Source organism: Catenulispora pinistramenti (assembly GCF_018274385.1).
GTDB classification, from domain to species: domain Bacteria; phylum Actinomycetota; class Actinomycetes; order Streptomycetales; family Catenulisporaceae; genus Catenulispora; species Catenulispora pinistramenti.
Window position 1 is genome coordinate 40,685 of sequence record NZ_JAAFYZ010000053.1, and the last position, 12,858, is coordinate 53,542.

The 12,858-nt window shown below is 70.0% G+C and carries 10 protein-coding genes; 4 read left to right on the forward strand and 6 right to left on the reverse strand.

The genetic code is table 11. The annotated features are described in order from the left end of the window. The first annotated feature begins 4 nt into the window (after window positions 1–4). From KGQ19_RS17500 to KGQ19_RS17510, 3 genes are all read left to right on the forward strand, one after another. On the forward strand, window positions 5–1,711 hold the full coding sequence (locus KGQ19_RS17500) for an ATP-binding cassette domain-containing protein (RefSeq protein WP_212010247.1): 1,707 nt from the start codon (window positions 5–7) through the stop codon (window positions 1,709–1,711). Next, complete coding sequence (locus tag KGQ19_RS17505; RefSeq protein WP_212010248.1) at window positions 1,708–3,642, forward strand: ABC transporter ATP-binding protein; 1,935 nt, start codon at window positions 1,708–1,710, stop codon at window positions 3,640–3,642. The genes KGQ19_RS17500 and KGQ19_RS17505 overlap by 4 nt, the downstream gene beginning before the upstream one ends. A 148-nt stretch (window positions 3,643–3,790) precedes the next feature. After that, complete coding sequence (locus KGQ19_RS17510; protein ID WP_212010249.1) at window positions 3,791–4,828, forward strand: iron-siderophore ABC transporter substrate-binding protein; 1,038 nt, start codon at window positions 3,791–3,793, stop codon at window positions 4,826–4,828. A gap of 76 nt (window positions 4,829–4,904) precedes the next feature. Here the strand turns inward: KGQ19_RS17510 and KGQ19_RS17515 are convergent, their stop codons facing one another. Continuing rightward, window positions 4,905–5,765, reverse strand: coding sequence for a glycoside hydrolase domain-containing protein (locus KGQ19_RS17515; RefSeq protein WP_212010250.1), 861 nt, complete (start codon window positions 5,763–5,765; stop codon window positions 4,905–4,907). Between the two features lie 472 nt (window positions 5,766–6,237). Between KGQ19_RS17515 and KGQ19_RS17520 the strand changes: the two genes are divergently transcribed. Then, window positions 6,238–7,071 (forward strand): AfsR/SARP family transcriptional regulator, encoded by an 834-nt coding sequence (locus KGQ19_RS17520; RefSeq protein ID WP_212010251.1) that lies wholly within the window; start codon window positions 6,238–6,240, stop codon window positions 7,069–7,071. Here KGQ19_RS17520 and KGQ19_RS17525 read toward each other — a convergent pair. From KGQ19_RS17525 to KGQ19_RS17545, 5 genes are all read right to left on the reverse strand, one after another. Then, window positions 7,054–7,683 (reverse strand): LuxR C-terminal-related transcriptional regulator, encoded by a 630-nt coding sequence (locus tag KGQ19_RS17525; protein WP_212010252.1) that lies wholly within the window; start codon window positions 7,681–7,683, stop codon window positions 7,054–7,056. The genes KGQ19_RS17520 and KGQ19_RS17525 overlap by 18 nt on opposite strands. Window positions 7,684–7,908: 225 nt before the next feature. Beyond that, window positions 7,909–10,095: an MMPL family transporter gene (locus KGQ19_RS17530; RefSeq protein ID WP_212010253.1), complete on the reverse strand. Its 2,187-nt coding sequence runs from the start codon at window positions 10,093–10,095 to the stop codon at window positions 7,909–7,911. A 16-nt stretch (window positions 10,096–10,111) separates the two neighbouring features. Then, a complete protein-coding gene (locus KGQ19_RS17535) occupies window positions 10,112–10,429 on the reverse strand; it encodes a RedY/HapK family protein (protein WP_212010254.1) in 318 nt (105 codons plus the stop codon). 71 nt (window positions 10,430–10,500) lie between these two features. Then, window positions 10,501–11,664 carry an L-prolyl-[peptidyl-carrier protein] dehydrogenase gene (gene redW / locus KGQ19_RS17540; RefSeq protein ID WP_212010255.1) on the reverse strand — a complete coding sequence of 388 codons (1,164 nt, stop codon included), beginning with the start codon at window positions 11,662–11,664 and terminating at the stop codon, window positions 10,501–10,503. Then, entirely contained in the window at window positions 11,661–12,836 is a 1,176-nt protein-coding gene (locus tag KGQ19_RS17545) for a polyketide synthase (RefSeq protein ID WP_268907864.1), read from the reverse strand. The genes redW and KGQ19_RS17545 overlap by 4 nt, the downstream gene beginning before the upstream one ends. Between the last annotated feature and the right edge of the window lie 22 nt (window positions 12,837–12,858).

Genomic DNA, 12,858 nt, shown 5'->3' on the forward strand with positions numbered 1-12,858 from the left:
CCCCGTGGATACCGAGACCCTGCCCGCGTCCGCGCCGTCACTGATCCGCGCCGCACTGCTGTCCCGACGGCGCGACCTGGCGATGGCGTGCCTGCTCTACAGCACCCACCAACTCGGCGAATCACTGGTGCCGGTGGTGGTCGGCGCGGCGATCGCGGCGGCGGCCGACGGCGGGCTGTCGACGACCGCCCCCTGGCTGGCCGTGCTCGCCGCCGACTTCGCACTGCTGTCGCTGTCGTACCGGTTCGGGGCCCGGGCCAGCCAGCGGGCCAAGCAGTACGCCGCTCACGAGGTGCGCATGCTGGTCGTGGACCGGGCCGTCCGGGCCGGCGGCGGGGTCGAACCCCCGCCGGGGGCGTTGCTCACCCTGGCCGGCAGTGACGCGGCCCGCATCGGTGCCTTCGCCGGCATCTGCGCCTCCGGGCTGGCCGCCGTGGTGGCGTTGGTCGTCGCCACCGCGCTGCTCATGGGGTTCTCCCCGGTGCTCGGCGCGGTGGTCCTGGTCTGCGTGACCGTGCTGCTGCTCGCCATCGGCAAGGCTTCGGACCGGCTGCGTGCCGGCTACCGCAGTGAACAGCAGGGCTCTGCGAACGCGGCCACCCTCGCCGAGGACATCGTGCGCGGGCTGCGGGTCCTGCGTGGAATCGGTGCCGAGCGCGCGGCCGCCGACGCCTATACCGCCGCCAGCCGATCGGCACTCAACGCGGCGGCACGCACCGCGCGCATGGAATCCTCGCTCACCGGACTCAGGACCCTGGCAACCGGCGCCTACCTGATGGCGGTCGCCGGGGTCGGCGGCTGGCTCGCCCTGGGCGGCCGGCTCAGCCTCGGACACCTCGTCTCGGCGCTGGGTCTGGCGCAGTTCCTCACCGGTTCGCTCCAGACGCTGTTCGGTCTGGGTCCGGCGCGCGCCAGGGCGATCGCGTCGGCCGAACGCATCTTGGATCTGGTCCGGACACCGGTCGGCGTCAGCGAGCCACCGGAGCCGGTACTCGACGCTCCCGACGCGTCCAACGCCGATCTGCAGTTCCGGGCCGCCGTCGGACGTTCCGGCACCGCGCTGGACTTCACCGTCCAGCCCGGCCGGATCACCGGGCTGGTCGTGGACGACACCCGCGCGGCGGCCGATGTCCCCGCGCTGCTGGCCCGCGAGTACGACCCGGTTCGGGGCGAGGTACGCCTCGGCGGCAGGCCGCTGCGGGACTACGATCTCGACACCCTGCGGTCGACGGTGCTCGTCGCGCTGCACGATGCCGCTCTGTTTCCGGGGACGGTCCGCGGCAACCTCGGGGCACCCGGGCCTGGACCTGGCCCCGGGGCCGCTGAGGCGGCGCGGACGGCTACCGCGGACCAGGTCATCAGCACCCTGCCAGAGGGGTGGGACACGGTGCTGGGCGAAGGGACCCGATCGGTGTCCGGCGGGCAGCGCCAGCGGCTCGCGCTGGCCCGGGCGCTCGCGGCGCGGCCTGCCGTCCTGGTGCTGCACGACCCCACGACCGCCGTCGACAGCGCGACGGAGGCCGTCATCGCCGACAACCTGCGCCGCTATCGGGAGAATCAGACCACGTTGATCGTGACGACGAGCCCGGCTCTGCTCTCGCGCTGCGATCGGGTGGTGTTCTGCGGGAGTAAGGGCACGACGGCGGCGGACAGCACTCATGACGAGCTCGTCGCGTCGCTGGACGCTTACCGTGCCGTGGTGGTCCGGTGAGCACCGCGCCTGGGCAGACGGCATCGGTGCGGGGCTCGCAGGAGGCGGCGGCTTCGCCGGCCGACGTGAGCGAGATCGGGAGCGGCGCGAGCGCGGGCGCGACCTACCCGGGCGCAATTGCCAGCGACGCTGCCACCGCACGTCTGCTGCCGGTCGCCGACAACCGCCGCTGCCTGGCCTGGGCCACCGGCTACGCGCGGCGTCGGCCGGGGCTGCTGGCCGCGGCCCTCGGCGCGATGGTGGTGACCGCCGCGATGGGCCTGGCCGCGCCGCTGGCCACCGGTGAGATCGTGCAGGCGCTGGTAGAGCGGCGCGGGCGTGGGGCGGCGATCGGTCCCGTCATCCGCCTTGCGCTGGCCGTACTCGTGGGCGCGCTGGCGGCCCGGGCGGCGGGTCGGCTCTCGGCCCGGCTGGTCCTGCCGGCCGTCGCCGAACTGCGGGAGGACGTCCTGGCCGCCGCTGTCGCCCTGCCGGTGGACGTGGCCGAGGCCGGGGGCTCCGGAGACCTGATCTCCCGGGTCTGCAACGACGTCGATCAGATCACTGACGCCGCGCAGGAGTCCCTCGCGGACTTCACCTCCGCCGCGCTGGCCATCTGCGCGGCCTTCATCGGTCTGGCCGCGCTGGACTGGCGCTTCCTGCTCGCCGCGTTGCCGGCCGTGCCGATCCAGCTGTGGACGCTGCGCTGGTATCTGCGGTCGTCGCGGCCGGTCTACGCCGCCGGCCGGATCGCGGAGGGGCGGCGCACCGAATCGCTGCTCGGGACCTTCGCCGCGCTGCCGACTGTTCGGGCCCTGCGACTCGGGCCGGCCCGCCGCGCCGCCGCCGCGCAATCGTCGCTGGACGCGGTGTCGTATGAGATCCAGGCGACCCGCCTGGCCACCAGGTTCTATGGACGCCTGAACGGGGCCGAGCTCATCGGCCTCGGCACCATCCTGGCCACCGCCGCGGTCCTGATCCACGACGGCGGTACCACTGTCGGCGCCGCGACGAGCGCCGCGTTGTTCTTCGTCGGCCTGTTCAACCCGATCAACACTGTGCTCGGCGTGTTCGACGATCTTCAGCAGGCCGGTGCCGGAATCGCGCGGCTGCTGGGGGTTCGCGACCATGCGGCCGTCGTCGTCCCGGCGTCCGGCCGCGGCGCTGCCGCAGATACAGACACCGCCACCGCCACCGCCGACACCGACGCCGACGCCGACGCTTCGCTGGTCATCGACGAGGTCAGCTTCCGCTACGGTCCGCCGGGCGGGCCGGGTAGGCCCGGCACACCGGAGGCCGTGTCCGGGATCAGCATCGACATCGCACCCGACCGGCACGTCGCGGTCGTCGGAGTCAGCGGCTCCGGCAAGTCCACCCTCGCTGGACTGGCAGCCGGTCTGTACACGCCGGGCTCGGGCAGCGTCACCATCGGCGGTACGCCGGTCGCCGGACGGGTCGCCTTGATCGCCCAGCAGCCGCACCTGTTCGCCGGAACCGTCGCGGACAACCTGCGCTTGGCCGCGCCGAAGGCCGACGACGCACAGATCAGCGCCGCACTGACCGCCACCGGCGCCTTGCCTTGGGTATCAGCCCTGCCGCAGGGCACGGACACCCTCATCGGCGCCGGCGGCCACCCGCTGACCGGCGGCCAAGCCCAGCACCTGGCCCTGGCCCGGCTCCTCCTGCTGGACCCGCCCTTCGTCATCCTGGACGAGGCGACCGCCGAGGGCGGCAGCGACGCGGCCAGGTCTTTGGACGCGGCGGCGCGAGCGGCCATCCGGGATCGCGGGGCGCTGATCATCGCCCACCGGCTCTCGCAGGTGGTGGCCGCCGCGCAGATCGTCGTGCTGGCCGACGGCCGCGCCGTCGAGCGTGGCACCCACGACGAACTGCTGGCGGCCGACGGGCACTATGCCCACCTCTGGCAGGCGTGGTCCCGGCACCGGACCTGACCGACTCCGGATCTTGGGCGACTCCAGATCTTGCCGGCTCCAGATCTTGCCGGCTCCAGATCTTGGCAGCTCCAGATCTTGGCACGCCACTTAGGTAAGGCTAACCTTATTTCATTCCATGACCGACCCAAGCCCCGGAGAATCGCTGATGAGCGCCACCCTGACCACCCCGCCCGATCTGAAGGTGGACGAAGAGTTCGCCCGCATCGTCAACGAGCTGACCCGGCGCGGACTGCTGGCCGGCGGGCTCGCCGGGTTGGCCGGCCTCGGACTGGCCGCATGCGGCGGGAGCGACGGCAAGAAGCGTGCTCCCTCGGGCTCGGGCCCGACCCGCACGGTGAGCAGTGTCAACGGCGCCATCGCGGTGCCCGCGAACCCGACGCGGGTGGTCACGCTCGACGGCTTCACCATGGCCGCCATGTTCGACCTGGGCGCCGCCCCGGTCGGCGTCTACAGCGCCGGGGAGCAGTACGTCGAGCCGCAGTTCGTGGAACGCTGGCGGCGGATTCCGAAGATCTCCGACGGCACCGTCGGCGGCGCGGTGGACCTGGAGAAGGTGGTGGCGCTGCGGCCCGACCTGATCCTCGGCATCGACGGGCAGAAGCCGCCGTACGAACAGCTCAAAGCGATCGCGCCGACCGTGATCCTGCCGTTCAACGCCAGCAACGCCCCGTGGCGCGACATGGCCCAGGACACCGCCACCGCGCTCGGGCAGGCCGATGCCCTCGCCGCGCTGCGCAAGCGCTACACCGAGCGCGCCGCCGGCATCAAGACCACGTACGCGGACCAGCTCGGGAAACTGCGCTGGAACCTGCTTCAAGGCGGCTTCGACAACGGCCAGTTCTGGCTCTACGGAGCAGCCTCCCCGGTCGGCGGCATCCTCGCCGACGCCGGAGTGAAGTTCGCCGACGCCTCGCAGGCCGTGGGGACCACCGGCCAGCAGAGCATGTCCTACGAGACGATCGGCAAGCTCCAGAACGCCGACGCGATCTTCTACTACGCGACCAACACCGGGGCGCCCGCGAACCTCGGTCCGCAGCTGTTCGCGCAACCGCTGTGGAAGACGCTGTCCGCGGTGACGGCTGATCACCTTTACGGAACCATCTACTTCCTGCCGTCCGGCTACAGCGATGCGCTCGGCGTGCTGGACGCGTTGGAGGCCGCGCTCAAGAAGCTCGCTGCATAGAACTCGCTGCGTAGAACTCTGTCTTAGTCGCGGTGGCGACCGCAGCGCTGCCTCGGTCGCCACCGGGGCTCAGGAGTCAGCTGCCGACGAGCATCTGCCAGGTCTCCGGTCCCACCTGGCCATCGACGCCCAGGGCGTGCGCGGACTGGAAACTCTGGGTCGCGGCAAGGGCGGACGGCCCGAAATCGCCGTCGGCGGTGATCGAGGCACCGTGGTATCGCAGCAGGTATTGCGCCGCCTGCACGCTGGGCCCGGACTGGCCGTCGGTGATGTTCGGCCAGGACGGCAGGATGACGCCGCCGCCCCCGCCGCCCGTGCCGCCCCACTGCCCGAAGTCGGCGGCCATCGCCTGGTCGAGGTCCGCGTCGTGGCCGGCGATCGTGATGTCGTTCTGAACCTGCCGCAGCTGTGCGCGGCTGTCCCAGCTGCCGCCGGACCACGCGTACGTCTGCCAGCCCCAGGCGATCTTGCCGCTGTCGAACAGCTCCTGAACCACGTGGTAGCCGCCGTACGCACCGGTCCGAGACCGGCCGATCACCGAGGCGACGCCGTCGAAATAGGAGTTGAGCGCGGCATACATCGAGGGCTGCAGGTCGAAGTCGACGCTGAAGTAGATCGGCCGCGTCGCCGGCATCCCGTCGGCCAGCGCCTGCCGCTGCGCCTCAGTGGCGTGCCCGGCACCCTGGGAGCAGGGGTCGGAGGGAACGCCGTTCTGCCAGGACTGCAACCCGTCGGACTCCCAGTTCGAGACGATGCCCAGACCCGCGGCGGTGAGCGACGCGTCGGAGTAGTCGATCCCGTACCCGGTCGCCGCAGCCGCGGACGCCGCAGACGCCGCCGGAGCGACCTTGGCCCGCCACCACGCGGCGCTCCCCCGGCGCGGCAACGCCGCTGCCTGCGGTTCGGGCCGCGGGTCGAGCAACTGTCGAATGAGCACTTGAACGCGGAACGCTGAGTCGGCGGGTGATCCCGCGATCAAATCGCATCCACCGCCGACGCCGACCGGCGCCATTGACTCCCGCTCTTAATCCAAGCGGATTCGGCGCATTTCCGCGCGTCACAGGTTCAGCACCACATATTACCCATATCACCGCAGTCCGTGAGATTCTCGTGATACTGGAGCTTCGCCACTCGCGCCTGAACCTAGATCCGCAATACTCATTGAATCGACAACTTCCGCAATGTGAAGAGACGCCACAACGCACCGGCAGTACTGCACAGATCGAAGCCCACTAAACGAAAGGTTGAGCCATGGCTTCCGGAACCGCCTCGACGCATTCCAAGCGCTACATACGTTTGCTGGATGGCGCCTCCGTGTTCGATCTGGGAGACTCGAGAAGGAACTGAGGCGATTTGATGGGGGGATGCGGGGAAGCCTTTGGCCTTTGATCACCTTTGCGAGGGGAAGCATGGAGATCAGCATTCTTGGTCCAGTGTCAATTGTGCACGATGGAATTCACCGTGAGATAAAAGCGAGCAAGGTGCGGGCTCTGCTCGCCACCCTCGCGCTGGAGCCCGGACGTGCCGTGGCACGTGTCGAGCTCGCTGAAGAGCTCTGGGCGGGGCAGCCGATGCGCAACACGCACAATGCCCTCCAAGTGACGGCGACACGGGTGCGCAAGATCCTTGATACAGCGGGGGGAGCTTCCGTGGGGGCATTGCTTCGCGCCGTGCCCAAGGGCTACTTGCTGGATTTGCCGGCGGGGTGGATCGACAGCAACCGGTTTCTCGACACTGCTGCGCAGGGAACTGCTCAGCTGACGAAGAGCCCCTTACACGCCGCGGAGCTGCTGGAGTCGAGTCTGCGACTGTGGCGTGGGCCCGCCTTGCTCGACGCGGGCGATGGGATGCGCTGCCGTGGCGCCGCCGCGCTCCTGGACGAGCGCCGGCTTGTGGCGTGGGAAGACCTGATCACGGCGAGGATCGCCTTGGGCCAGGAGCGGGAGACGGTTCCTGAACTCCAGCAGTTGACGGCCCGCTATCCGCTGCGTGAGCGCTTCTGCGAACTGCTGATGCTGGCTCTGTACCGGACTGGCCGACAGAGCGAGGCACTCGAGGCCTACGCCATCACCCGTCGCCACCTTGACGAACAGCTGGGTGTGCGACCCGGCGACGGGCTCCTGCGCCGGCAGGCGCAGATCCTGGAACAGGCGCCGGATCTGCACGATCTTTCGGCAGTGTGGACCGAACGGGAGCTCTCCGCTTCCCGCTCGGCCACGGTGGGATCACGTACGCATAGCTGAGTCTTCGCCCAGCAAGGCGATGAGCCCGGTCTCGTAGGCGACCGCGACGGCCTGTGCGCGGGTTCGCACGCCGAGTCTGCCGAGGAGCTGGTGGACGTGGGAGCGCACTGTCGCGTCCGACACCGCCAGCTTCTCGGCGATCTGCAGGTTTGAACACCCCTGCGCGAGCAGGAGCATGGTCTCTGCTTGACGTGCGCTCAGCTTGGCAGCCAGGCGCTGGGATGTGTCGGAGTGCCAGGGCCGCGGTTCGTGTCGAAGCTCGATGGCGGCAGCCGCCGGCATGACCATCACGTCGCTGATCACGACCATCCGCAGAACCTGAAGCAGGTTTTCGGCAGAGCCGTCCTGCGACAAGATGGCATGGACACCTCGGCGCATCGCCTCGACGGCCCGGTGCGCGTTCTCCCCCTTGGCGGCCAGGACCACCTTGGTGACCTCGGCGAGGGCGCCGAGCTCGTGCACGTCGTTGATCGTCAAGGCCGGCGAGACGACGACTGTCACGTCGGGCCGCAGTTCTCGGGCCGCGTCCAGGATGACGTCACCCGCGCCCTCGCCGACCACGGTGAAGTCCTCCGCCTGCGTGAGAAGCAGCCGCAGACAACCGGACAGCATCGATCCATCGCAGCACAGAAGGACCCTGAGCTTCATATCTGTACTCCGATATGACGACGGCCCGTTCGGCCGGGTACATCAGCGCGATGCGGACCACGGGCCGGGACAGGCCCCTGCGACACACGACAAGATCTGGCGTTCATGAAATCCCCCATGTTTTTGTACCCGACTGGCCACACTATGCGGGCATCTTGCCCTTGAAACAGGATCAACAATCACCGGCGGTCAGGACCGCGCGGGGGTTTCGGCGTCCCGCACCGGGGTGGCGTCAGCGGCATCCTGCTTATGCCACAGCGCGCTGGGCCACCAGATACGACGGCCGATGTCGAGGTTCAGGGCGGTCACCATGACCGAACGGACGATGACGGTGTCGACGAGGACGCCGAAGGCGACCGCGAACCCGAGTTCGGCGAACTGGGTCAACGGCAGGGTGCCCAGGACGGCGAAGGTGCCGGCGAGGACGATGCCGGCAGAGGTGATGACACCACCGGTGGACGCCAGGCCGCGCAACGTGGCGGGACGTGTTCCCACGCTGTGGGCTTCTTCTCGGATCCGAGTCATCAAGAAGATGTTGTAGTCGATCCCCAATGCGATCAGGAAGACGAAGACGTAGAGCGGGAATGAGTTGTCCTCGGCCCCGAAGTGGAAGACGTGCCGGAACACCAACGCGCTCACGCCCAGGGTGGTGGCACAGGACAGCACGACCGTGCCGATCAGCAGCAGCGGGCTCACCAACGCGCGCAGCAGGAGGATCAGGATGGCGAGCACCACGGCCAGGACGATGGGCGCGATCAGCTCGCGGTCGTGCTCGCTGGCGCTTCTGGCGTCCAGGTTCATGGCGCTGTCCCCGCCCACCTTGGCGTCCGCGCCCGCGATGGCGTGCACCGCGGTGCGGGCGTTTCGCACGGTGACATAGGCCGCCGAACTGTCCGGCGCACCGGTGAGCGTCGCCTCCTGATACGCGTACCCGTCCTTCAGCACGGGCGCGGTGACGGTGCCCGAGGCGATGCCGGGCACCGTCTGCAGTGCCTGGTGCACCTGGTCCGCGCTCCCCGCACGTGCGGTGATCACCAGCGGGCTGGCGACCGCCGCGTCGAAGTGGCGGGCGACGGCGGCGTTGCCGACCACCGAGTCCTGGGTGGCCGTGAACTCCTGGGCTACCGACAGGCCGCCGGAGTGCAGTTGCCCGATGCCGATGGCCCCCACGGCGAGGACCAGCGCGGTGCCGATCCAGGCCAGGCGTGGCCGGCGGGCGATCCGGTCGCCGACGGCGGCCCAACGGCCCACGTTCGCGTGCTCGCCGCCGCCGACGCGGGGAACGGAGGGCCAGAAGATCCACCGGCCGCAGACGACCATGAGCAGGGGGAACAAGGTGAGCATCACCAGGGCACCGACCACGATGCCGACCGCGAACACCGGCCCGAGGCCCCTGGTGGCGTTCATGTCGGCGAAACTGAGGCAGAGCATGCTGATCGCGACGGTGGCCGCACTGGCGATCACCGCGGGCCCGGAACGGCGCAGGGCGACCGACATGGCCTCGGCGCGGCTGTCGTGGTTGCGCAACTCTTCGCGGTAGCGGGCGATCAGCAGGAGCGAGTAGTCGGTGGTGGCACCGAAGACGAGAATGGTGAGGATGCCGGCGCCGTCGGAGCTGACCGTCAGTCCGGCATGGGCCGCGAGCAGGTAGATGATCCCCTGCGCCACTGTCAGCGCGATGCCCGCGCAGATGATGGGGAACAGCCACAGCACCGGGCTGCGGTAGGTCAGCAGCAGGATGGCGATGACGACGACGAGCGTGGAGTACAGCAGGGTGCTGTCGATGCCGCCGACCGCTTTGCTCAGGTCGGCCGAGTAGCCCGCGGGTCCCGCGACATGGATCGCGAGGCCGGCCGGCGCCTGGTTCGCGGCGACGCCGCGCAGCGCGGTCACCGCGCCTTTGGCCTTGGACAGGGAGTTCTGACCGAGGTTGAGCGGGACCACCGTCTCGGCAGCCTGGCCGTCGGTGGAGAACTGCGGACCGAAGACCTGCCCGCTGAGGTCGGTGCGAGTGCCGTACTGCTTGGCGTCGGCCGTGGCCTTGGCCCGGTCCTGCGCCGTCAGGCCGCTCGCGCGCTCGTAGACGATGACGGCCGGCACCGTGTCCGGATTCTGGAACAGCGACTGGATCTTGTAGACCTGGGTGGACTCCGCGCTGCTGGGCAGGGACTGCTCGACCGTGTTCTTCTCAGCGCCGGAGAGCTTGCCGGAGAAGCCGGCCGTGGTGCCGATGACGATCAGCCACAGCACCACCACCAGATAGATCACCCGGCGGCGCCGGAACGGGAGGAAGGTGCTGCGCGCCGACTGCGACGGCGCCGTTCCGACGGGCGCCGCGGCGGACGATTCTGACGAGGGAGGTCGTTGTGCCGTCATCGGATGGTCCGTCCTTTCAGGCGGCCAGGTAGCCCGGCTCGATGGGATCCCCGGAGATCTCGGACACGACCGAGGCCAGCGCGGAGAACTCGGCGCTGAGCGAACGGAACGCGCTGACCTGCATGTCCCGCTCGAAGGCCGCACGACTGCTGGCCCAGATGATCTCGAAGAAGTGGACCTTGGCATCCGGATCATCGGAGACCCGGTGCACGGTGAAGGCGTTCACGCTGGACAACTGAGGACAGGTCGCGTAGTCAGTTTCGCGGACCCAGGCCTCGAATCGGGCGGGGCTGACTCCTGGGCGAAGCCGGATGGGATGAACGATCACGTGCATGGCGACTCCATCGTCGATCGGAAACTCAGGGGTGGATGTGACACCGGACTGACGGGACTGACGCCGACCGGTCAGGCGCCGTGTGCGGGACGTTCAAGGCGATCGAGGCGCAAGACGCGGGCGACGTTGTTGCGCTGGATCTCGTTGCTGCCGGAGAAGATGCGGGAGGGCAGGCAGTCCCGAAGCATCTGCTCGGCCTCGCCGTGCATGACGCCCTGCGCCCCGCGCAGCTGGATCGCGTCGAGACCGACCTGGACCGCCGCCTCGCTGACGGCGATCTTCGCCAGCGCGGCGGAGACACCGTCGACGGCACCCTGGTCGAGGTCGTGCGCGGCTTTGTAAAGGAGCAGGCGCGCTCCCTCGTATCGCAGGAGCATGTCTACGACTCGATGACTGACGGCTTGGAAGGCACCGATCGGCGTGCCGAACTGTTCGCGCTGTCGGACATAGGCGACCGTCGAGTCGATCACGCGCTTCATCGCCCCCAGGTAGACCGCGAACAAGCAGGTCCGCTCCCAGTGCATGGAAGCCGTGAAGACGCTCGCTCCCCCACCGGGTACGCCCAGGACGTGGTCCACGGGCACTGTGCAGCCGTCGAGGTGGATCTCGGCCATGGGAGATCCGTGCAGACCCACCTTGCTTTCCGGCCTGCCGATGCCCAGGCCCGGTGTTCCCGCCTCGACCAGGAACGTGGTCAGGCCGAACACGCCGCCGTCGGGTTCGGTCGCCGCCTGGACTATGAAGATGTCGGCGACCGGTGCGTTGGTGATGAAGGCCTTGACCCCGGTGATCAGGTAGTGGTCGCCGACTCGTTCGGCGCGTGTGCGCAGGTGCATCGCGTCGGACCCGGCCTCCGGCTCGGTCACCGCGTGGGCGGCTATCAACTCCCCCGAGCACAGCCCGGGCAGCCAGCGCCGCTTTTGCTCCTCGCTGCCGAAGTGCACCAGCGGGGTGACGCAGGCGAGCAAGTGCGCTGCGACGGAGAACGCGAATCCGGTATCGCCGGTGCCTTCGCCGAGCGCCTCCAGCACGCCCGCGGTGTCCGCGGCCCCCATGCCGCTGCCGCCGTGTTCGACCGGCGCGCAGCAGCCGGTCAGTCCCAGGTCAGCGGCCGCGCGCCAGCGTGCGCGGAACTGCTCCGGATGAGGATCGGCGGCGCCGTTCAGCTTGCTGCGCGCGAAGTCGCGGACCAGGTCGCGCATCTGGTGCGTCTCGGGCTCCAGGTCGAGTTTCATGACACTCCGTCCGGGTGTTCTTCGATCAGGACGTGGTAATTGATGCCGCCGGTACCGAAAGAGCTCAGGGCCGCCCGCCGCGGCCGGGGCCCTCCGGCGGGCCACGGCGCGGGCCGGCGGTCGATGAAAGCGGGGATCGCGTCGAGGTCCAGTTCGGGGCTGATGGTGCCCAGGTTGGCGTTCGGCGGGAACGTGCGGGCCTGGAGGGCGAGAAGCACCCGCAGCAGGCCGGCGGCCCCGGCCGCGGCGAAGGTGTGGCCGAAGAACGACTTGGCCGAGCCCACCTGTAGGGGGCGCCGGCGCTCGCCCCCGCCGTAGACGTCGGTGACGGCCGACAGTTCGACCCGGTCGCCGACCCGGGTGCCGGTGCCGTGCGCCTCCAGGTAGTCGACCGTGTCGGGGCCGAAGCCCGCGTCGCCGAACGCCTGGCGCATGGCACGCGCCTGGCCGCCGCGGTCCGGCGCGATGAGGGAGTGGGCGTCGTTGGATCCCCCCACGCCGCGGATCACGCCGAGGATGCGGTCGCCGTCCGCCAGGGCGTCGCTGTGTCGCTTGAGCAGGAACAGCGCGCACCCGTCGCCGGGCGAGAAGCCGTCGGCTGCTTCGTCGAAGGGGGTGATCTTGCTGTGCGAGAGCAGGCCGAGCGATGAGCACAGGATCAGATCCCGTACGTTGCAGGCCAGTTCCACACCGCCGGCGATCGCGTAGCGGGCGGTACCGCTGCGCAGGGCGCCCACCGCGAGGTCCAGCGCGGCCAGCGAGGACGCGCAGGCGGCTTCCACCGCGACCGGGACCGCGGCGAGGCGGAACTCGCCGGCGATCACGGCGGCGGTCCCGCTGGCCAGCCAGCCGTCCAGCGCGCCCGGCGCGCCCGGGTCCTCGGGGGCGCCGAACCGGCGGCGCGTCCGGGCCGCCAGCCGCCTGCGGTCTTCGCCGTCCAGGTGGGCGAGCGCGTCGAGGGCGGGGATCGCCCGGGCCGCCAGGTCCAGCTCGGCGGCGCTGTTGAGGGCTCGTTCGCGGCCCAGGCTCAGCGAGGAGCCGATGGCGATCAGGCCCGGACCGTGCAGGGACGCCGGTCGCGGTCCACCGCCGGCGAACAGCTGGGCCGCCACGGTCAGGGCCACTCGCTGCGCGGCGTCCATCGCCGTCCACCGGCGCGGGGTGATCGGCAGTCCTGGGGCTGTCTCTTATACA

Bases quoted from the DNA above. Each gene is read 5' to 3' on its own strand.
- KGQ19_RS17530 (WP_212010253.1), bottom strand. From the start codon at position 10,095: ATGACGGCACAACGACCTCCCTCGTCAGAATCGTCCGCCGCGGCGCCC.
- KGQ19_RS17525 (WP_212010252.1), bottom strand. From the start codon at position 7,683: ATGCTGTCCGGTTGTCTGCGGCTGCTTCTCACGCAGGCGGAGGACTTC.
- KGQ19_RS17510 (WP_212010249.1), top strand. From the start codon at position 3,791: ATGAGCGCCACCCTGACCACCCCGCCCGATCTGAAGGTGGACGAAGAG.
- redW (WP_212010255.1), bottom strand. From the start codon at position 11,664: ATGAAACTCGACCTGGAGCCCGAGACGCACCAGATGCGCGACCTGGTC.
- KGQ19_RS17520 (WP_212010251.1), top strand. From the start codon at position 6,238: ATGGAGATCAGCATTCTTGGTCCAGTGTCAATTGTGCACGATGGAATT.
- KGQ19_RS17535 (WP_212010254.1), bottom strand. From the start codon at position 10,429: ATGCACGTGATCGTTCATCCCATCCGGCTTCGCCCAGGAGTCAGCCCC.